This window comes from Vibrio sp. B1REV9 (genome assembly GCF_905175395.2).
Lineage (GTDB): Bacteria > Pseudomonadota > Gammaproteobacteria > Enterobacterales > Vibrionaceae > Vibrio > Vibrio alfacsensis.
The window spans coordinates 998950-1017864 of sequence record NZ_HG992745.1 but is presented as its reverse complement, the minus strand read 5'-3'; the positions used below and the strand labels follow the sequence as shown (position 1 = coordinate 1017864).

At 44.2% G+C, this 18915-nt stretch carries 21 protein-coding genes and 1 other RNA gene; 10 read left to right on the top strand and 12 right to left on the bottom strand.

Annotated elements, in window-relative coordinates; genetic code table 11:
* Window positions 1-105: 105 nt before the first annotated feature.
* Genes KHN78_RS10290 through rpoE form a run of 4 tightly spaced genes read right to left on the bottom strand, consistent with a single transcriptional unit; the run spans window position 106 to window position 2768 of the window.
* Entirely contained in the window at window positions 106-576 is a 471-nt protein-coding gene (locus tag KHN78_RS10290) for a SoxR reducing system RseC family protein (RefSeq protein ID WP_128810169.1), read from the bottom strand.
* Window positions 573-1538 (bottom strand): sigma-E factor regulatory protein RseB, encoded by a 966-nt coding sequence (gene rseB, locus KHN78_RS10285; protein ID WP_128810168.1) that lies wholly within the window; start codon window positions 1536-1538, stop codon window positions 573-575. Before rseB ends, KHN78_RS10290 begins: the two co-directional genes overlap by 4 nt.
* Window positions 1535-2161, bottom strand: coding sequence for a sigma-E factor negative regulatory protein (locus KHN78_RS10280; protein WP_211915966.1), 627 nt, complete (start codon window positions 2159-2161; stop codon window positions 1535-1537). Before KHN78_RS10280 ends, rseB begins: the two co-directional genes overlap by 4 nt.
* Window positions 2162-2189: 28 nt before the next feature.
* Window positions 2190-2768, bottom strand: a complete 579-nt coding sequence (gene rpoE, locus KHN78_RS10275) for an RNA polymerase sigma factor RpoE (protein WP_128810166.1) — start codon at window positions 2766-2768, stop codon at window positions 2190-2192.
* Window positions 2769-3326: 558 nt separating this feature from the next.
* Between rpoE and nadB the strand changes: the two genes are divergently transcribed.
* Window positions 3327-4934: an L-aspartate oxidase gene (nadB, locus tag KHN78_RS10270; RefSeq protein ID WP_211915965.1), complete on the top strand. Its 1608-nt coding sequence runs from the start codon at window positions 3327-3329 to the stop codon at window positions 4932-4934.
* 40 nt (window positions 4935-4974) lie between these two features.
* Here nadB and KHN78_RS22150 read toward each other — a convergent pair whose 3' ends face one another.
* Together KHN78_RS22150 and KHN78_RS10265 are read right to left on the bottom strand one after the other, a co-directional pair.
* Window positions 4975-5397 (bottom strand): protein YgfX, encoded by a 423-nt coding sequence (locus tag KHN78_RS22150; protein ID WP_411912344.1) that lies wholly within the window; start codon window positions 5395-5397, stop codon window positions 4975-4977.
* Window positions 5366-5626, bottom strand: a complete 261-nt coding sequence (locus tag KHN78_RS10265; RefSeq protein ID WP_128810164.1) for a succinate dehydrogenase assembly factor 2 — start codon at window positions 5624-5626, stop codon at window positions 5366-5368. The genes KHN78_RS22150 and KHN78_RS10265 overlap by 32 nt, the downstream gene beginning before the upstream one ends.
* Window positions 5627-5861: 235 nt before the next feature.
* On the opposite strand from KHN78_RS10265, the gene ygfZ reads away from it, so the two are divergent.
* The 3 genes from ygfZ to KHN78_RS10250 all read left to right on the top strand — a co-directional run bounded on the left by ygfZ (window position 5862) and on the right by KHN78_RS10250 (window position 8136).
* Entirely contained in the window at window positions 5862-6830 is a 969-nt protein-coding gene (gene ygfZ, locus KHN78_RS10260; RefSeq protein ID WP_211915964.1) for a tRNA-modifying protein YgfZ, read from the top strand.
* The gene (locus tag KHN78_RS10255; protein WP_211915963.1) at window positions 6823-7296 is read left to right on the top strand and encodes an aminoacyl-tRNA deacylase; all 474 of its coding nucleotides are present in this window, start codon (window positions 6823-6825) and stop codon (window positions 7294-7296) included. The genes ygfZ and KHN78_RS10255 overlap by 8 nt, the downstream gene beginning before the upstream one ends.
* Before the next feature lie 633 nt (window positions 7297-7929).
* Window positions 7930-8136, top strand: coding sequence for a DUF1107 domain-containing protein (locus tag KHN78_RS10250; protein WP_005449772.1), 207 nt, complete (start codon window positions 7930-7932; stop codon window positions 8134-8136).
* A 79-nt stretch (window positions 8137-8215) separates the two neighbouring features.
* On the opposite strand, the gene KHN78_RS10245 is transcribed toward KHN78_RS10250, so the two are convergent.
* From KHN78_RS10245 to KHN78_RS10235, 3 genes are read right to left on the bottom strand one after another with little or no spacing between them, the layout of a single operon-like run.
* Complete coding sequence (locus KHN78_RS10245) at window positions 8216-9424, bottom strand: FAD-dependent 2-octaprenylphenol hydroxylase (protein ID WP_211915962.1); 1209 nt, start codon at window positions 9422-9424, stop codon at window positions 8216-8218.
* 28 nt (window positions 9425-9452) lie between these two features.
* Window positions 9453-10631, bottom strand: a complete 1179-nt coding sequence (ubiH, locus tag KHN78_RS10240; protein ID WP_211915961.1) for a 2-octaprenyl-6-methoxyphenyl hydroxylase — start codon at window positions 10629-10631, stop codon at window positions 9453-9455.
* Between the two features lie 41 nt (window positions 10632-10672).
* Window positions 10673-11251 (bottom strand): YecA family protein, encoded by a 579-nt coding sequence (locus tag KHN78_RS10235; protein WP_128810160.1) that lies wholly within the window; start codon window positions 11249-11251, stop codon window positions 10673-10675.
* 248 nt (window positions 11252-11499) lie between these two features.
* Here KHN78_RS10235 and KHN78_RS10230 point away from each other — a divergent pair, with 248 nt between their 5' ends.
* From KHN78_RS10230 to serA, 5 genes are all read left to right on the top strand, one after another.
* Entirely contained in the window at window positions 11500-11808 is a 309-nt protein-coding gene (locus KHN78_RS10230) for a cell division protein ZapA (protein ID WP_128810159.1), read from the top strand.
* 8 nt (window positions 11809-11816) lie between these two features.
* Window positions 11817-12000: non-coding RNA, 6S RNA (gene ssrS / locus KHN78_RS10225), on the top strand.
* 4 nt (window positions 12001-12004) lie between these two features.
* A complete protein-coding gene (locus KHN78_RS10220) occupies window positions 12005-12604 on the top strand; it encodes a 5-formyltetrahydrofolate cyclo-ligase (protein WP_211915960.1) in 600 nt (199 codons plus the stop codon).
* Between the two features lie 52 nt (window positions 12605-12656).
* Complete coding sequence (gene rpiA / locus KHN78_RS10215) at window positions 12657-13313, top strand: ribose-5-phosphate isomerase RpiA (RefSeq protein ID WP_211915959.1); 657 nt, start codon at window positions 12657-12659, stop codon at window positions 13311-13313.
* A gap of 258 nt (window positions 13314-13571) precedes the next feature.
* Window positions 13572-14801: a phosphoglycerate dehydrogenase gene (serA, locus tag KHN78_RS10210; protein ID WP_211915958.1), complete on the top strand. Its 1230-nt coding sequence runs from the start codon at window positions 13572-13574 to the stop codon at window positions 14799-14801.
* 111 nt (window positions 14802-14912) lie between these two features.
* Here serA and KHN78_RS10205 read toward each other — a convergent pair whose 3' ends face one another.
* Together KHN78_RS10205 and KHN78_RS10200 are read right to left on the bottom strand one after the other, a co-directional pair.
* Window positions 14913-15608, bottom strand: a complete 696-nt coding sequence (locus KHN78_RS10205) for an oxidative stress defense protein (protein WP_211915957.1) — start codon at window positions 15606-15608, stop codon at window positions 14913-14915.
* 202 nt (window positions 15609-15810) lie between these two features.
* Window positions 15811-16707, bottom strand: a complete 897-nt coding sequence (locus tag KHN78_RS10200; RefSeq protein WP_211915956.1) for a LysR family transcriptional regulator ArgP — start codon at window positions 16705-16707, stop codon at window positions 15811-15813.
* 154 nt (window positions 16708-16861) lie between these two features.
* On the opposite strand from KHN78_RS10200, the gene KHN78_RS10195 reads away from it, so the two are divergent.
* Window positions 16862-17491, top strand: coding sequence for a LysE/ArgO family amino acid transporter (locus tag KHN78_RS10195; RefSeq protein WP_211915955.1), 630 nt, complete (start codon window positions 16862-16864; stop codon window positions 17489-17491).
* A 148-nt stretch (window positions 17492-17639) separates the two neighbouring features.
* On the opposite strand, the gene mscS is transcribed toward KHN78_RS10195, so the two are convergent.
* Window positions 17640-18506 carry a small-conductance mechanosensitive channel MscS gene (gene mscS, locus KHN78_RS10190; RefSeq protein ID WP_128810152.1) on the bottom strand — a complete coding sequence of 289 codons (867 nt, stop codon included), beginning with the start codon at window positions 18504-18506 and terminating at the stop codon, window positions 17640-17642.
* Window positions 18507-18915 lie beyond the last annotated feature (409 nt).

The following is an 18915-nucleotide window of genomic DNA, read 5'->3' as shown; positions in this document are numbered from 1 at the left end:
TCAGCTGACGGCATTTCAATCAAGTTGGCAGATTCTACCCAATTTCGTGAACGGGCGCACCTGTTTTAAAGTATATACCGGAATGACTCAGAAATGAGGGGGCAACTATTGGATTGGCTCGCCAAGGATACGAATAAGCGTGACTTGTTTTTTGGACGCCTCTTCTAAGGGACGAGAAACGCGTTTTGCTACATACATCCCACCAACAACAAATAGTGCAGAAGTGAGAATAACCATTCCCTCGCCGCCTCCAATGAGCGGAGCAAAAAACAAATGACCAATAAGTGCACCCACGATTAACCCAAATAGAGGTAAAAGATACACCGCCATTGCTGATTTGATCAGGCTCGATTCTGGAAAACCAATTTCGACAACCTGACCGACTTTGACAGATTGCTCAGTTCGTAAATGCCATGACAGCGATTTATTGCCAATGGCTTTAGTGACAACGCCCGTACCACAACTTTTTTGCGATGAACAACTACTACAGCTGGTTTGCTGCTCGCAACTCAAATCAATATGGTAATGCTTACCGTGACGATGAACTTCCGTCACGGTAGCCAATGCTGTCATCATTGCACGTCACTCTTTGCAACATTAAACGTCACGGATTGAGCGATACGCTGCGCCGTTGTCGGTGGGATATCACCCACGACCGAAATCTCATGGTTGCCGCTCACAAAACTATGCAAAGTACGACGGCCTTGGCGAACCAATTGCCCTTTTAATGAATGCTCATCTTTGCTCGCGACATAAACAGAAAAGCTAAATAACCCATCAGAATACATTTGGCTTTCGACCAATTGGTCCGTCACTGCCATGCGGTAGCGATTCAGTTCATTTGGGTGAAAGCCGGCAGGTATCCATCCAACATGCCAATTGCTCGTACCAATATCACCTTTTGGCATTGTTAACACCGCCGGCAATTGAACGTCTTTCAATCCGCTCATCAGGTCGGCAATTTGAGGGGTCACCGTGTATGAGATCGTGCGATATTGCTCAAGCATTTCACCGTCTCTATCGACGAGATCGGCACGCAACGGCAGTTTACTTTTTTCGTCAATCCACAACATGTAGGAGTAACGTAAACCATCTTTTGGAACGATGCGTAGCACTTGCGTTGCAACACCCGCTTCACGCGCTCGGCCAACTTGAACATAGTCGTAGTAGAGATTTAAATCATCAATGTTGGTGTTCAACATTGGCATGATCGGTGCGACCATCTTGCCTGATTCAATCGTAAACGGCTCTGCTCCGGTTTCAATGTAACTCACTTCTGAGCCGCGACGAATCACTTCTCGTACAGGGCCACTCAAATACACAAGATGCGCGTATTGGTCGTCCCCATGAGTCGCGTGACGATACAGTAAAGGTTCTATACTGTTCTTTTTAATAAGGATATAGGAGAGCTCATAGCTTAAATTTTTGCTCGCCTCGCTCATTTGATGTAATAAAGCCTCCGCTGGTTTGTCACCAGCAAAGGCTTGCGAAGACATCAGACTGAACAGAGCGCAAGCGCTGAACAGAAGTTTTTTCATTCAATATCCGGAGTCAGATGTGCATCCTGCTGAGAGGCATCACTGTTAATTCGTAGCTGAAGTTCGTAGTCTCGAAGCATAGCATGAACGCGTTTACGCTGCTCTTGCATATTTGCTTCACCGACAGAGCGCTCAACCGATTCACGCGTCAAACTCACCGGCTCTGCACTGCCTGCAAACGGAATCGTTTGAAGCACAGGAAGTTGTTCCACCTGTGGCGACATTGGATCACTACCACCGTATTGCTGCACACCTAATATCACCGCAAGGGAGACGCAAGCAGCAACAGCCACTTGACCAAACTGAGTCAACCATGCGGGCAGTTGGCGTTTCGCTTTCTGTGGTTCAGGTTGTGACTCTTTTGGTGCGTCATGAATCGAAATCACATTTGCACTATGTGAATCGATAGCACGGTGCGCAGGTTCGTCTTCTAACGCTAACGCTACGCTTTCAGCAATATTCCACTCAGGTTTTGCTGGCGCTTCGCCTCGCATCACATCACCAATTAGATGATAGTTTTGCCAAGCATCACGGCTTTCTTGGTCCTGTTCTAGCTCTTGAATCAAAGCCTTATCGACCAATTCTCCATCCATGAGCGCTGAAAGTTTTTCTTTGTCAGCCATTATTTTCACCATAGTTATCACTTGTGTACTAGCGCTGTAAAAGAGGTTTTATTTTCTTTTCCACCGCCTCACGAGCACGGAAGATACGAGATCGTACCGTTCCCACTGGGCAATCCATTACTTCAGCAATTTCCTCATAACTCAAGCCATCGAGCTCGCGTAAAGTCATTGCCGTTTTTAAATCTTCAGGTAAGGCTTCTATTGCACTGAACACTACCCGTTGCAATTCTTTGGACAACGTTAAGTTCTCAGGGTTCGAAATTTCTTTTAGCGCATTACCTGTTTCGTAAAATTCAGCTTCTTCAGCATCGACATCCGTTGCTGGCGGTCTACGGCCTTGTGCAACAATGTGATTTTTCGCAGTATTCACTGCAATGCGATACAGCCACGTGTAAAACGCACTCTCCCCACGAAAACTAGGGATAGCTCGGTAAGCCTTGATAAACGCTTCTTGTGCTACATCTGGAACATCGCCAGGATTACTTACGTATCTGGAAATAAGATTGCATACTTTGTTTTGGTACTTCATTACCAACAGATTAAATGCTTGCTTATCGCCATTCTGAACTCGCTCAATCAATACTTGATCGGTCAGCTGCTCGTTCATTCGAGCGGATACTCCTATTTGTTATGCCCCTACTCTTCTCAGATATGGGTACTAATTATGCAAAACGTAGTATTGACACCACTGCTTACTTGAGCACTATTGTGACTGTGACATGAATAAGAAAGTTCCATGACTTTCTTATTTTTTTATCATTGCTTTTCCACAGTGTGATGCAACTAGCCAAATCCCTGTTCTAGCTTGACTTAAGTCGAATAATGACAAGCAAGCATAGTGTTGGGGAAATGGGTATAATGAATATTATCTGCTCCAGATTGTGCTAGGTAGGCACTAGAAAAGCAATGGCATTGACAAACTATTACTTTTCATTGGTATGGCGAAGAGCCATTCACCATCCAGTTTAAAATTGATTTAGGAAGTATTTGCATGTCACAGGCCTGCATATCAATAAGAGTGGCTTAAGTCACCAAAGTTACAGAGATATAAAACGCTCACTTAACTTAGCGCTTGGCGATGGATATCGCAGTAATGGAATGCACATGGTGTGCAATATATACACAAGGTAGCCTTGTTACCTTAGCTTGGGATTGTAAAAGTTATATGAACACAAATCGTGATCACGAATGTGACGTATTAGTGGTGGGAAGTGGTGCAGCAGGCTTGTCGTTAGCTCTGCGTGTTGCCAATCACTGTAAGGTAATTGTACTTAGCAAAGGTACTCGCAGTGAGGGGGCCACCTATTATGCGCAAGGTGGTATCGCTGCCGTATTTGATGAGTCAGACACCATTGAGTCTCACGTTGAAGATACGCAAATTGCTGGGGATGGAATCTGTGATGAAGAGACCGTTAAGTTCATCGCGGAAAACTCAAAAGAGTGCGTGCAGTGGCTGATTGATGGCGGTGTACCATTCGATCGTGAAGACGATGATTCCGACGATGAACCCCGTTATCACCTGACTCGCGAGGGCGGACACAGTCGTCGCCGAATTCTACATGCCGCAGATGCAACTGGCATGGCTATGCAAACTTCGCTACAAGATAACGCTCATAACCATCCAAACATTCATGTCTTTGAACGCCATAATGCGCTCGACCTGATCACTGAAGATAAAATCGGTGGCGATAAAAGCAAGGTGATCGGTGCTTACATCTGGAACCGTAATGCAGAGCAAGTAGAAACTGTTCGTGCAAAATTTGTGGTTCTTGCAACTGGCGGCGCTTCTAAAGTTTACCAATACACGTCTAACCCGGATGTATCATCAGGCGACGGTATTGCCATCGCATGGCGTGCAGGTTGCCGCGTTGCAAACCTAGAGTTCAACCAATTCCACCCAACTTGCTTATTCCACCCTGAAGCACGTAACTTCCTATTAACCGAGGCTTTACGCGGTGAAGGCGCTTACCTGCGTCGTCCTGATGGATCTCGTTTCATGCCGGATTTCGATGAACGCAAAGAACTCGCACCACGTGATGTTGTTGCGCGTGCTATCGACTTTGAAATGAAACGTCTAGGCGCAGACTGCATGTACTTGGACATCAGTCACAAACCAGCGGATTTTATCACCAAGCACTTCCCTACTATCTATTCTCGATTAATGGATTTAGGCATCGATATGACCAAAGAGCCGATCCCAATTGTTCCTGCCGCACACTACACTTGTGGTGGCGTGATGGTAGACCAAAACGGTCACACTGATCTAAAGAATCTATACGCGATTGGTGAAGTGAGCTACACAGGTCTACATGGTGCGAACCGCATGGCATCTAACTCCTTGTTGGAATGTGTCGTTTATGCTTGGTCTGCCGCAAAAGATATTTTAACGCATCATGCAGATGCCAAATTAGCAGCTCGTGTTCCTTGCTGGGATGAAAGCCAAGTGTCTAATAGTGATGAAGAAGTTATCATCCAGCATAACTGGCATGAGTTACGTCTTTTCATGTGGGATTATATGGGCATCGTTCGTACTGACAAACGCCTAGAACGAGCGCTTCGCCGCATTCAAATGCTGCAACAAGAGACGCACGAATACTACAGTCACTTCCGCGTTTCAAACAACTTATTGGAACTGCGTAATCTACTCCAAGTCGCCGAATTGATGGTTCGCTGTGCGATGCAACGTAAAGAAAGTCGGGGCCTGCATTACACCTTAGATTATCCAAATCAATTGGAAAATAGTGGCCCGACCATACTAACACCTAGCAAATAGGATTTAGCATTTAGCATTTAGCATTTAGGATGCACGCTTCTCATTCGGGAGCTTCGGCTCCCATTTTCCACTGATGTAAAATCAAACACAGTTGCCGATATTTGACATCATGACAACTGTCTCGCCAAATCGTGATCGAATCTTTCGATGCCAATACAAATGTGACTTTAATACCTGGAACAGATAGATCAGTGCTGGTAATAAAAGATGTGCTCTCATCTTGTCTAACAATGCCATTGCGATGCACATGCCAATTGCCTTGACTGGACGGTGCGATAAAGCCACCACATCTTTGAGCTTTGATAATCAGTAATAGTAGATAAATAGAGATGACTAGCGGGGCATGAGACAACAAAACGATCGCCCAAGTTAAAGCAAAAAGAAGCGTGCCGTTTAAAACTTGGGCGTATTGTGAGGAGTGAACGGTAAGGTTAACGAACCTTACTGAGGTTATGTGCGACAATTTTATCAACCATTGCAGCGTGGCCTAGGTTTTCACTACGACCATGTCCCATCACCCAAGTGAACAAATCGGGATCATCACATTCCAATAAAGAGACGAAATCACGCTGCTCTTGCTCAGTCAGCGTATCAAAACACTCTTCAAAAAACGGCATAATCACCACGTCAAGCTCGAGCATGCCACGACGACAAGCCCATTTAATACGTGCCTTTTCTTCCGCAGTGTACATTCAGTATTCCTTCATAGATGTCTTGTTCTTAGTGCGGAGTGTAACAAGGGATGTGCAACGCCACTAGTGTGCGGGTCACAATATATACCCAAGTAGCTCCAAATCTTTATGGCAATTGAGGATTAAGACTCTCGAACGCCCTAACCTACCCAAGTGACTCAGATTGATTGAAAGCTGACAAATACTGATTATGGAATTAACATAGTTGAAAAATATCTTCTAAAGGCATTGAATCATGGAATGGCAAACTCGCTTTTCACCTCTAAACCTATCAACACAAGACTCCTTACCCGAGTTATCTGTCTCTCTACTCAATAACTTTGGCATGATTACCATCGTTGGGGATGATAAAAAGTCTTACCTTCATGGCCAAGTCACTTGCGATGTCGTCTCTCTTGAGAAAGAACAATCAACGATGGGTGCTCATTGTGATGCAAAAGGCAAAGTGTGGAGTGTCTTTCGTTTGTTCCATCACAACGATGGTTACGGCATGATTCAGCCAAAATCAGCCATTGAAGTCGAACTAAAAGAAATTAAAAAATACGCCGTGTTTTCAAAAGTGACCATCGAAGAATCAAGCGATGTCATTTTGGGTGTCGCCGGTGAAAATGCGGATGCGTTTATCTCTACTTTAAGTGCAGAAACGGGTGATGTCCGTTCTATTGAAGGCGGTAGTGCCGTGAAAGCAGCGCCAAACCGTTGGTTACTGGTTCTTACGGAAGAAGCGACACAAACTTTGCTTGATAACAACCAAGCTACATTGACCACTCATGAACTTTGGACACGTTTCGATATTGAATCCGCGCTACCGTTCGTCGGTTCACAAGCGCAAAATGAACACATCCCACAAGCTCTCAATGTACAAGCACTTGGAGGGATCAGCTTTACTAAAGGCTGTTACACAGGCCAAGAAACGGTCGCTCGCGCGAAGTATCGTGGTACTAACAAACGTGCAATGTATATTGTGAGAGGTACAACCTCAGAAGCGTTGGAAGAGGGCGCAGTTGAATTGGAACGTAGCGTGGGCGAAAACTGGCGCTCAGTGGGTACATTGCTAACGCATTACCAATTCAACGATAACCAAGCGATGGGGCTAATCGTATTGCCAAATAACCTCGACGAGGACACTCGTCTACGTTTGGTTACCCAACCAGAGTGTGAATGGGAAATCGCAGCGCTACCATACAGCCTTAACGATGAGTAATGCCATTCATACCCCTTTGATGCAGTTTTTGGTGGATCAGAATATAGAGTTTCGTCTTCTGCCCCATCAAAGCCCAGCAACAACTATTGAGGATGCCGCCCAGCAACGCGGCATTCGCGCTTCTCAAATGGTTAAAGCCATTTTGTTACGTGATATGGGCAATCAATATGCCCTGGCTTGTACCCCTGGAGATCGCAGTGTCGACCCAAAGAAAGTCCGTGCGATATTACAATGCCGCAGGATGACCTGTGTAGATCAAGCGGATGTCGAGGCCATTACTGGCTACAAAGTAGGGACTGTGACCCCGCTATTGCTGAAACGTTATATGCCCATTGTTTTTGACCCAAGCCTACTGGAAGAAAAAGAAATTACCATCAGTAGCGGAGATCGAATGGCGGGTATTGCACTGTCTATCGATGATCTACTCCAATTGTGTCAACCAACCTTGGCTGATATCTGCCGCTAACTTCGGTTGAAAATGCAACAATATGCAAGGCCGCTAATCTAATGTGACTTCATTCATATCTATCGTAATTTTTTACCAGGATTTTTAGTCACATTAAAAACATAAATAGTCACAAGTAAAAATCTCATCTATGCTGATTATGTTGGTTGTGCTTTCAACAAACACTTAACCAACAAAAAGTGAATCGACTAACGTCAAGACAATCGTCAGCACGTTAGTTATCCACTTTTGTGTAATGCATCTGTGACTATTCGCCCGCCTTTGCGGGCTTTTTTTTGTTTTCTATTTTTTAAACCACCCAACTCTTTCTTAATGAACTAAGCAGCTTCTTCATAAACCAAGCGATTTCTTAAGAGACCAAACCATTTCTTAAGAGACCGAACTTTGTTTCTAAGCCAATCAAACTCACCACCGCACCGTAACGTATAAAGAATGAGTTTTAAGTTCCTTTAACCGTATATTTTTGGGGTAACTCTCACGTTATTTGAGGTATTGCTCTGTAATTTTGTCTAGTAAAGCACAAATCTCTAACTCAGCAGTTATCTCCTACATTTAATACTATTGCTGTCACAATAATTTTCACTCGAAAAACGTAGAATTACTTGGCTAGGTAAACGATAAGGAAAAGTAAATATGAGACTGTTTAAGCGCTATACACCAGGTATGATTGCTAAACATATAAGTCGTCTTTTTAAGGGAAGAATCTATATTTACGGAGTCGGCAAGTTCGAGTTTGATAACGGGAAGTTAATGCTGCCAGAGAAAGCTGAGAAGCGTCACTTTCAAGCAGTAAAAGAGATTAATCAAGAAATTATGAAGCTCAGATGCGCATACGCTTAGCAAAAACATCGATGAAATAACAAAGGCTGGGTCAACCAGCCTTTTTTGTGTTTTTCGCTTGGTGAAACAATGGCAGCATTTACTGACGAGCGAGCTCTGGTAAATTGCCTTTTAAGCCCAGCGCATGTTTCATGATTTCGTCTTTCGCCCCTGGTAATTGGCCCGCTAGGCTCAAACCAATACCACGTACGAATTTCTTAGCTGGGTTGTCACCAGAAAACAAATCTCGGAAACCTTGCATGGCCGCAATCATCTTCGCAGCTTCTGCTTTGCGCCAACGTTCATAACCACGCAAGTTCCGTTTAGTACCGATATCTTGCCCTTGTTTCCAAAGTGCTAATACTTCTTGTGCCAAACTCGCAGCATCTAATAAGCCAAGATTTACACCCTGCCCTGCCAATGGGTGGATCGTATGAGCGGCATCACCAACCAATGCCACACGCTCAACCACAAAATCACGTGCATAACGCATCTTCAGAGGAAATGCCGCACGTTCGCCGATCACTTCACACATGCCTAAACGCACGTCAAATTCACTGGTTAGTGCTTTATTAAAGTCATGTTCATCCATCGCCAATAGATGTTCAGCACGAAGTGGATCAGTAGACCACACTATCGAGCACATATTTGGCTCAGACATCGGTAGAAAAGCCAACGGGCCATTTGGGGTAAAAATCTGACGTGCAATGCCATCGTGCGCATCCGTTGTTTTTACGTTCGCAACTAAGGCACTATGGCCGTAATCCCAATGCGTAAGCGGAATATTCATTTGGTTACGTAACCAAGAGTTCGCTCCATCGGCTCCCACAACCAATTTTGCGGTCATTGCTTGGCCATTATCTAACGTTAGCCAGCTCTCTTGCTCACCAACGGCTAACGTTGCACAGCGTGCTGGCATAAACAGCGTCACGTTATCCAGCTTTTGTACTTGCTCTAACAACGCTAATTGAATCACGCGGTTCTCAACAATATGACCAAGGTCTGGCTGCGCCATGCTTTGCGCATCAAACGCTATTTTTGCAAAGCTGTCTTGTTCCCACACTTCCATTGCTTGGTATGGGGAAGCTCGACGTTGCTCGATACCTTGCCACGCCCCGAGTTTACGCAGCATTGTTTCACTAGAGCGACTCAACGCTGATACACGAATATCCGGAAGTTCGTTCAACGTATCGTCCGGCACAGAGCCTTCAATGACAGCCACACGTAGATCACTGTCTTTAAAAGCGGCGGCCAATGCCAATCCAACCATACCACCGCCGATGATGGCGACATCTACACTTTGCATCATTGATTATTGTTACCTAATTCGTTGCCGTTCATCGTTTCACTATACCAAGTGTATGGCGTAGCAGCGGCTGCTTAAAAGTAGAAAGGTTATCCATCGTTGCAAGAGCAAAATTCCGCCCTATTCGCATCGCGGGTAAGTCATTTGAAAATATATGCACTAGAGAGCTCGTTAGCCAAATGGTTTCTTGACGATCCGATTCACGTCTCACACTAAAACGCATTAGACCTTGATAGCGACCAACGTCATCACTCTGTTTGACGATTTCTTCCGCCAGTGACGCCACATCTCTAATGCCAAGGTTAAAGCCCTGTCCAGCAATAGGGTGAAGCGTTTGTGCCGCATTACCGACGATGGCAAATCGATGCGATATATTCTGTTTTCGATGACGCAATAACAGTGGATAACTCGCACGCTGGCCGACTTTTTTCATTGCTCCTAGTCGCCATCCAAAATCATTTTGTAATCGTTCTAAAAACTCGCCATCAGGCAATGCCATAACCCTTTTAGCTTCCTCTGGGCGCAAACACCAAACCAGTGACATTCGGTTGTCACTCATCGGTAGCAAAGCTACTGGCCCGTTTGGCGTGAAACGCTCAAAAGCACGACCTTGATGCGGCTCCTGAGTCACTATATTGGCAATCACCGCCACTTGATCAAAATCGTGTTCAGACAACTCTAAACCAATTTGCTGGCAACACTGAGAAACGGCCCCATCCGCAGCAACAAGAAGCTTTGCTTCTAACTTTTCGCCGCCACTGAGTTCAATGTGAACCTTATCTTGTTCCCGCTCAACGGAGGCTACCGAGTTTGGGCAAAACTGCGTGATAGATTGACTATGCTCGAATAAACCTTGATAAACACGCCCAACATCCGCTAGTTCCACCACATAACCAAGCGCTTCAATGCCAACGTCTTGCTTGGTAATTTCCGTCATTCCCGCGTGAGAACGATCTGAAACATGAATATGTTCAATGGGTGTTGCATGAGGTTCAATCGCTGGCCAAAGTTTTAAATGACGTAAAATATTGACCGTGCCATAAGACAGTGCAATTGAGCGAGAGTCAAAACCTGGGTGGCCCTCTGACTGCACTTTAAAAGGTTCAACGACTGCAATATTGAGCGTGCCTTTAGATAAATGTTCAATCGCCAACGCAAGCGTTGCCCCCGCCATGGCGCCACCAGCAATAACAACATCATATTGCATCATGCTAACCTCTAGAAGCTATTCAAAAAATGAAATCGGACTGATTAATGAATGGTTGCTTGGCTATCGCTACTTTCAGGGCGCGCGCCAAACTCTGCATGAATGGTTAACACGCAAGCTTTCACATGCTCAATGACTTGCTCTAGCAATTGAGCTTGTTCACCAAAATCGTCATCTTCATCAATGCCCAACTTAGCAATTTCTTCAAGATCCGCTAGGGCTTCTTTTGCATCATCAGATGCTTTATTTAGGGCAATGCCTGCTAAACCAAGACCTGAAATAAAGTGGTTAACAAACTCAGACAAGCTATCAGCCAATGCAAACAAACCCTCTTCACCAGGTTCATCAGGCAGCAAAAACTCCAGCTCCATAGAGGTGCCCGTAAGCTCTCTTACTGTTACTTTGAAAACGCTATCCGCACAAGCTAATGCCGTTGCTGGCCATCCCATGCCCTCGTTAGTGTAATCAAAAAGAATAGGTTGCCAGGTTTGATCATTAATCGCCAATCCACCACTTAACATACCGACAAGCAGGCCGTGTAATTCGGCAGGCGTCACAGCTAGGCTCGCTGATTTCAATTCGGCAGCAATGGTTTGGTATTCTGGAAGGGTGATTTCACTCATATCTCGGCTCATTTTTGCGTAATAATAGACGACATATCCTACCATCAAGCCCTGTCGGCTGAAACGGCTATCAATTTCAATTTTGGATAGGAATTACTCAATTTGTCCAATTCCTGTGTGATCACTTCACCATTTTTCTTTCTGTGATGGGAAATGCTTGAATCTTAATAGAGGTTTTTCTATAGTTTCCTCCTCGGCAGTTGTATGAAGCAATGCCTTAGATAGCGCGAATATAGAGTTTATTCATCATGAGCAATCAAGCGGTCGACGTTGAAATCCTTGGCAAAATGACACGAGTGAATTGTCCAACAGGGCAAGAAGAATCACTGATGACAGCGGCAAAAGATCTTGATCGCCGATTGCAAGAGATGAGTGAACGTACTAAGGTAACCAATGAAATTCAGCTATTAACGTTCGCGGCACTGAACATTTGTTATGAACTTCATACCAAGTCATACGAATCGAGTGGCCAGCAACAAGAAATAACGGAGCGAATGGAAAAGCTCACCGCGTCTTTAGAAAACGCACTTAGCAAAGTAACGCAAGGACAGCAGTAGATACCAAATTTACCCTGGGGTGTTTGTCAGTTGGATTTAAGTCCCTGAGCCGATAAGCAATACCAAAGGGTTAGTACTTGATAGCTATTGAGCAAGCTTGGCTCGTACCGAGAAGCCTACGGTTATCATTGCTGATCCGCCTTGAACCAGCTGTTCAAGGGCCACAATCCTCAACGGCACCCTGGGGTATTCCTCTATGTCAGACCTATCTCGACAAGATTTCCGCAAACTTATTCGTGAAAAACGCAATGCGCTGTGTAGTGACACTCAGTTCCAAGCTGGGCTCGATCTGATTACTCAGTTTTCACAATTGCCTGAAATTCAACGCGCTCAGCACATCGCACTTTACCTCTCAGCCGATGGTGAGCTTGACACCAAGCCGCTGATTGAATGGTTATGGCAACAAGGTAAGTCCATTTACCTCCCAGTGATCCACCCATTCTCTAAAGGGCAACTGCTGTTTTTACAGTATCTACACGATGACCAATTGGTTTACAACAAATACGGCATTCTGGAGCCTAAGCTCGATATTCGTCATCTTAAGCCTATCCACGAACTCGATTTAATCTGCACGCCTTTAGTGGGTTTCGATAGCCTTGGTCATCGCCTTGGAATGGGCGGAGGCTATTATGACCGCACCCTTTCCCACTGGTTTAATACCGGACTTGGAGCAAAACCTATTGGTATTGCCCACGATTGTCAGCGTGTCGATCTTTTACCTACTGCACATTGGGATGTTCCTTTACCTAAGATCGTGACTCCAAGCCAAATCTGGCAATGGGAAAGTGCCAAATAAGCCGCTATAATCACGCCGCAAACGTTAACGAACATCTATTCAGGAGATTGGCATGACCCAAGATGAAATGAAAAAAGCGGCTGGTTGGGCAGCACTTAAATATGTTGAGAAAGGCAGCATTGTCGGTGTTGGTACTGGCTCTACCGTGAATCACTTCATCGATGCCCTAGGCAGTATCAAAGATGACATCAAAGGCGCAGTCTCTAGCTCTGTTGCTTCAACTGAGCGTTTAAAAGAGCTTGGCATTGAAGTGTATGAGTGCAATGACGTTGCGATGCTTGATATCTACGTTGACGGTGCAGATGAAATCAACGCAGATCGCGAAATGATCAAAGGCGGCGGTGCTGCACTGACTCGTGAAAAAATCGTAGCCGCTATCTCAAACAAATTTGTTTGTATCGTTGATGGCACAAAAGCAGTTGACGTTCTTGGCCAATTCCCTCTTCCTGTGGAAGTCATTCCTATGGCGCGTTCTTACGTTGCTCGCGAATTAGTGAAACTTGGTGGTGATCCTGCATACCGTGAGGGTGTCGTGACAGATAACGGCAACGTGATCTTAGATGTACACAACATGCAAATCACGAATCCAAAAGAGATGGAAGATAAGATCAATGGCATCGCTGGTGTTGTGACAGTTGGCTTATTCGCTCATCGTGGTGCAGATGTGGTTATCACTGGCACACCAGAGGGTGCAAAAATAGAAGAATAATTCCTTTAGTGGTTTAAGTTTTCTGTTATTTCATTACAAACGGTGCTCAATGCACCGTTTTTTCTTCCCTTTTTCTAACAAACACCTACCTTATTCCGTAATTTTCTTACCCAAAGTGATTTTTTTTTGCTACTTTATTGAGCAGAATACGCACAGGGAAACGTTTGTCTTCCAACAAAACTGTTAATTATTCCCTCTTTAATGGTTTTGCTTTATGTGCGCCACATTAGCCCACCTTTCCATTTTAAGGACGAGAAAATGGCCAAAATTTCACTGGATAAAGAAAAAATAAAAATCCTCTTGCTCGAGGGACTTCACCCATCTTCTGTTGAAGTTCTTCAAGCGGCTGGCTACAGCAACATTGAATATCACAAAGGCTCCCTTTCTGAAGAGGAACTGATTGAAGCAGTCAAAGATGTTCATTTCATCGGTATCCGCTCCCGCACCAACCTTTCAGAAGAAGTCATCAATGCGGCAAACAAGTTAGTTGCGATTGGCTGTTTTTGTATCGGCACCAACCAAGTTGATCTAAACGCAGCAGCTCGACGTGGTGTACCTGTTTTTAACGCACCGTTCTCAAACACACGCAGTGTGGCGGAGTTGGTACTGGGTCAAATCCTGCTGCTCCTTCGTGGCATTCCAGAGAAAAATGCACTTGCACACCGTGGGGTTTGGAAGAAAAGCGCAGACAGCTCTTATGAAGCTCGCGGTAAGCGTCTAGGTATCATTGGTTATGGTCATATTGGTACGCAACTAGGGATCATTGCAGAAAACTTAGGGATGCGCGTTTACTACTACGACATTGAAAATAAACTGTCGCTCGGTAACGCTACGCAAGTCTTTACGATGAGCGAACTACTCAATAAGTGTGATGTGATTTCTCTGCACGTTCCTGAAACACCAGACACCAAAAATATGATGGGTGAAGAAGAGTTTGCCCGCATGAAGCCAGGCGCGATTTTCATCAATGCCGCTCGCGGCACGGTCGTCGATATCCCAGCGTTATGTCATAGCTTAGAGTCCGGACATATTTCAGGCGCTGCCATTGATGTATTCCCGGTAGAACCTCAGACAAATGCAGATTCATTTGAATCGCCACTACAAAAATTCGACAACGTCATCCTGACGCCACATGTTGGTGGCTCAACGCAAGAAGCACAGGAAAACATTGGCGTTGAAGTCGCAGGTAAGCTAGCGAAATACTCAGATAACGGCTCCACACTATCAAGTGTGAATTTCCCTGAAGTATCATTGCCAGAACATCGCGAATGTTCTCGCCTACTGCACATTCACAAAAACCGCCCAGGTATCCTGACGCAAATTAACACCATCTTCGCAGAAGAAAGCATTAACATCGCAGGTCAGTATCTACAGACAGCATCAGAAATTGGTTATGTGGTAATCGACGTAGAAACCTCTCGTGCAGAAGAGGCACTAGTGAAACTAAAAAGCATCGAGGGCACTATTCGCGCTCGCATCCTTCACTAATCACTAATAGGCGAACACACAAAAGGCAGGGGATACCCTGCCTTTCTACTTGTTGCTTTTATCTAAGCGTTATAACCCGCCAGAATGACCTGCTGTTTGCTATGGCTGAGATTACTTGAGCTTGTAAACCACATCCACTTGGTCGCGAATGACCAGTGTCGAGTCTTGGTAGCCATTAGAGCTTTGTTTTGCATCCATTGCCATTGAGCGCAACAAAATTGGACGAGTGTTCATTTGGTTATAGTTAATTTGCCAAACATCCCCAAGTTTCTTATCAAAACCTGTTGCTAAAGATGCCGCTTTACTCTGAGCATCTTTAATCGCTGCCATGCGCGCTTTTTGTTGGTACTCTTCCTGATTGCTCACTTTCAGTTGGATGTTATCGACTTGGTTGATGCCCGCTTTCAAAGCCATATCCAAGTATTGATTTAAGTTCGCTAGATCTTCTACCGTTACATCAATACTACGAGAAGCACGATAGCCGACTAATTCAGACTTCCCTGATTTCGGATAGTGATATTGCGGGGCCAAGTACAGATTAGAGCTGGTAATGTTATCTTTTGATAGACCCGCATCGGCTAAGCTATTCAGAAATGTCTCTACCGTTTTGTCGACAGATTGCTTTGCTTGCTCCGCCGTCATTGTTGTATCTACCACTTTTACCGAAAAGGTCGCCATATCAGGTGTGGCAACAACCTCTCCATAGCCAGTCGTGTTAACGTGCGCAAAGTTAGGTACATCGTAAGCAAATACAGAAGCACTAGAAAAACTCAGTGCTGAAGCCAATAAAATTGAAGACAGTTTCATTTGATACATCCATCCATATTGAAAGACGAAGATCACTCTCTCCAGCGTGCGGTGAATACCTAACGATGAGCTCTAGATGAGGCAGAGTGACGTTCTATAACTTCATCATAGAAACTTCTAATAATTATCCAAGTATCTTCATCGACTTCTAACACAACTTTGACTGTGTTACTTCGTGGTAAGTTATCGAAAATAAGGGAACTTATTGTGGCAAATGTGTTTGAGCATACCCCACAATCGCTTGAGATATTTCTTGCAGTACCCCTGTTTCTAACTGCCAATGATGCCAGTAGATTCGATAAGACATCAAAAATCCGGGCGTAATATCAATCAAAGTGCCTTTTTCTAGCTCGTCGGTAATCTGCAATCTAGGGATCAAACAATAGGCAACACTCGCCAAAGCCATCTTGAGAAAGGCTTCAGAACTGCTGATGTTATGGTGAATAACACTGTCAGGCCTAATGTTAAAGTGCTCAGTTAAAAACGTTTTATGCAAATCATCATATTGATCATAAGAAACCGCCGGTGCATTTAATAACGTCTGATTGTTCACTCCATCCATAAAGTAGCGCTGATAAAACTCCGGACTCGCGACACAAACGTAATCAATACGTCCAAGATAATCCGCTCTACAACCGGAAATTGCTTGCGATTCTAGGCTTATTGCTCCAGCTACTTCACCACTTTTCAGCTTTTCAATCGAACGCGATTCACCATATATCGTCAGTTTTAACTCTACTTGGCGTTGTTTCATGACATCCTGCAGAGCTGGTAATAACCACGTTGCTAAACTGTCAGCGTTAGTAGCTAAAGATAGCTGGACAGGCCGTGTAGTCGTATCATTTTTCAGCTCTGGTAAGATTTCATGCTCAAGCAACCTTACACGGCGATAGAGCCCGAGTAGTTTCTTTCCTATGGGGGTGGGTTTAGGTGGTTGTTCACGAATGAGTACGGGTTGCGCTAGGTACTTTTCAAGTTGTTTGATTCGTTGAGATATAGCCGATTGAGAAACAAACAAATGCTCTGCAGCCCTTTCAAAACTGCCTAAGTGCACTACCGCATCTAACGATTCTACCCATTTGTAATCCAATCCTCGCACGCGCTTTACCTCCGTATCAATACTTAATAAACCAAATAGATTTAACGAAATAAGTATCTCTAATAATATATTAAAATCATTAATTATACTTATTTATATGAAAGCGATATCTTCCATTCTTCTGCTGTTCTATTACTGATTTTTGAGGTGTATCGTGAGCTTTTGGGTGTTATTGCAAGGATTCGGATTAGGTGCGACGATGATCATTCCGATCGGTGCGCAGAATGCATATGTCCTTAACCAAGGTATTAAGCGCCAACATCATCTAACAACAGCAACCATCTGTAGCATTCTAGATATGATCTTTATCTCACTGGGTATCTTTGGTGGTGGTGCAATCCTATCGCAAAACGAAATTTTGCTTACATCGGTAACGTTAGGTGGTATCGCCTTTTTAAGTATTTACGGCATGCTATCACTAAAAAGCGCACTCAAACCGACTGATACATCTGAGTCGAAAGGAGAAGTCGTCGCTCGAGGCCGCCGTACCGTTATCCTTGGCGCACTCGCCGTCACCGTATTGAATCCGCATCTTTACTTAGATACTGTCGTGATCTTAGGTTCCATTGGTGGCCAATTTGAGGGTAACGATCGCATCGCTTTTGCAGTAGGTACCATTATGGCATCGTTTGTCTGGTTCTATACATTATCGTTAGGCGCAGCGAAACTAGGCCCTACACTATCAAAGCCGAAAGTGAAAAAAGGCATCGACATCGCTGTCGCTATGATGATGTTCGTAATCGCCTTTGCACTCGCAAGTGAGTTAATCACTAAATACGGTTAATCTCAGGAGCAAATCTAACTAGCATAAGAGTGTTAAAGCCCCACGGCGCTAACTCCCTATTTTCTCTATAAGATCAGTCAATACGTTTCTCGAGATATAAAAAAAGCGAGGAAAATACCTCGCTTTTTCATGTTCTTAATCGAAGTGATTAAGCTTCAACTTTATTCAAGTGAACATCCATTTGTGGGAATGGAATTTCGATGCCAGCTGCATCCAATGCTTCTTTGATTGCTTGAGTAGAATCGAAGTAAACATCCCAGTAATCAGCAGTGTTACACCATGGACGAACCACGAAGTTAACTGAAGAATCGGCTAGAGCTAGCACACCAATTGTCATATCTGGATCTTTCAAGATACGTGGGTCTTTTTCTAGAGTTTCGCGGATCACTTGCTTAGTTTGCTTTAGGTCTGCTTTATAAGACACGCCAATTACTAGGTCTACACGACGAGTCGCGTGACGAGAGTAGTTAGTAATAGGTGCGCCAATTACGCCAGAGTTTGGAACCACTACCATTTTGTTGTCTGGTGTTTTTAGAACCGTCTGGAAAATCTGAATCGCTTCTACACTGCCTGCCACGCCGCCAATCTCTACGTAGTCACCTGACTTAAACGGACGGAAAGCAACAATAAGAACACCCGCAGCAAAGTTAGACAGCGAACCTTGCAGAGCAAGACCAACAGCAAGACCTGCCGCACCAATTACCGCAACGACTGAAGCCGTTTGAACACCAATTCGGCTTAGTGCAGCAATAAGTACAATTACTAAAAGAAGGTAACGAACGATGCCGTGAATAAATTCAACAACGGCCTTGTCCATATTCTTCTTATCAAGCACTTTCGCTACGCTATTAGCAATCATTTTAACAATGATGTTACCAATAAATAGAATCAGTACTGCTGAGATAATGTTGATGCCATACTGCACTAATAGGTCTGAGTTATTGCTCAACCATGAATGCGCTTCATTTAGACCTTCTGTCAAAGAGGTATCGATGCTCACCGATTCACCTGCCATAATTTGTATCCTCAAAAATAAAAAGATATCAATCTAGTTGCTAATAAAATATGAATCGCAATTCTTATGCGTTCTTATTTGAAGTAAATTCGTTATAACTTTACTGAACTGCGTCAGAATTTTGGCACAATATCTCAATTCCAACATTTTGCAAAGTTAAAGTTTTGCAAAGAGAAGCAAAACAGTGTCTTACCAAAGATAATTGATGCTGACCTGTTACAGATTACGCAACAAAATTACAATTCGCCACATTTTTTCATTCATTTGACACCAGGTTGCAACAGACTACAAAATTTTGTTCAACTCACTCTAGTGCATATAAAAAGCGCACTAATTTATACCAATCAGAGACATTCAAAACTTAGAGTCAGCATAGATAAAACGTTTGAGAACAAAGCGCAGATTTGCG

Bases quoted from the DNA above. Each gene is read 5' to 3' on its own strand.
- KHN78_RS10290 (WP_128810169.1), bottom strand. From the start codon at position 576: ATGATGACAGCATTGGCTACCGTGACGGAAGTTCATCGTCACGGTAAG.
- nadB (WP_211915965.1), top strand. From the start codon at position 3,327: ATGAACACAAATCGTGATCACGAATGTGACGTATTAGTGGTGGGAAGT.
- KHN78_RS10280 (WP_211915966.1), bottom strand. From the start codon at position 2,161: ATGGCTGACAAAGAAAAACTTTCAGCGCTCATGGATGGAGAATTGGTC.
- KHN78_RS10220 (WP_211915960.1), top strand. From the start codon at position 12,005: ATGTCAGACCTATCTCGACAAGATTTCCGCAAACTTATTCGTGAAAAA.
- ygfZ (WP_211915964.1), top strand. From the start codon at position 5,862: ATGGAATGGCAAACTCGCTTTTCACCTCTAAACCTATCAACACAAGAC.
- KHN78_RS10245 (WP_211915962.1), bottom strand. From the start codon at position 9,424: ATGATGCAAAGTGTAGATGTCGCCATCATCGGCGGTGGTATGGTTGGA.
- KHN78_RS10265 (WP_128810164.1), bottom strand. From the start codon at position 5,626: ATGTACACTGCGGAAGAAAAGGCACGTATTAAATGGGCTTGTCGTCGT.
- mscS (WP_128810152.1), bottom strand. From the start codon at position 18,506: ATGGCAGGTGAATCGGTGAGCATCGATACCTCTTTGACAGAAGGTCTA.
- KHN78_RS10205 (WP_211915957.1), bottom strand. From the start codon at position 15,608: ATGAAACTGTCTTCAATTTTATTGGCTTCAGCACTGAGTTTTTCTAGT.
- rpoE (WP_128810166.1), bottom strand. From the start codon at position 2,768: ATGAACGAGCAGCTGACCGATCAAGTATTGATTGAGCGAGTTCAGAAT.
- KHN78_RS10235 (WP_128810160.1), bottom strand. From the start codon at position 11,251: ATGAGTGAAATCACCCTTCCAGAATACCAAACCATTGCTGCCGAATTG.
- rpiA (WP_211915959.1), top strand. From the start codon at position 12,657: ATGACCCAAGATGAAATGAAAAAAGCGGCTGGTTGGGCAGCACTTAAA.
- rseB (WP_128810168.1), bottom strand. From the start codon at position 1,538: ATGAAAAAACTTCTGTTCAGCGCTTGCGCTCTGTTCAGTCTGATGTCT.
- serA (WP_211915958.1), top strand. From the start codon at position 13,572: ATGGCCAAAATTTCACTGGATAAAGAAAAAATAAAAATCCTCTTGCTC.
- KHN78_RS10230 (WP_128810159.1), top strand. From the start codon at position 11,500: ATGAGCAATCAAGCGGTCGACGTTGAAATCCTTGGCAAAATGACACGA.
- ubiH (WP_211915961.1), bottom strand. From the start codon at position 10,631: ATGATGCAATATGATGTTGTTATTGCTGGTGGCGCCATGGCGGGGGCA.
- KHN78_RS10255 (WP_211915963.1), top strand. From the start codon at position 6,823: ATGAGTAATGCCATTCATACCCCTTTGATGCAGTTTTTGGTGGATCAG.
- KHN78_RS10250 (WP_005449772.1), top strand. From the start codon at position 7,930: ATGAGACTGTTTAAGCGCTATACACCAGGTATGATTGCTAAACATATA.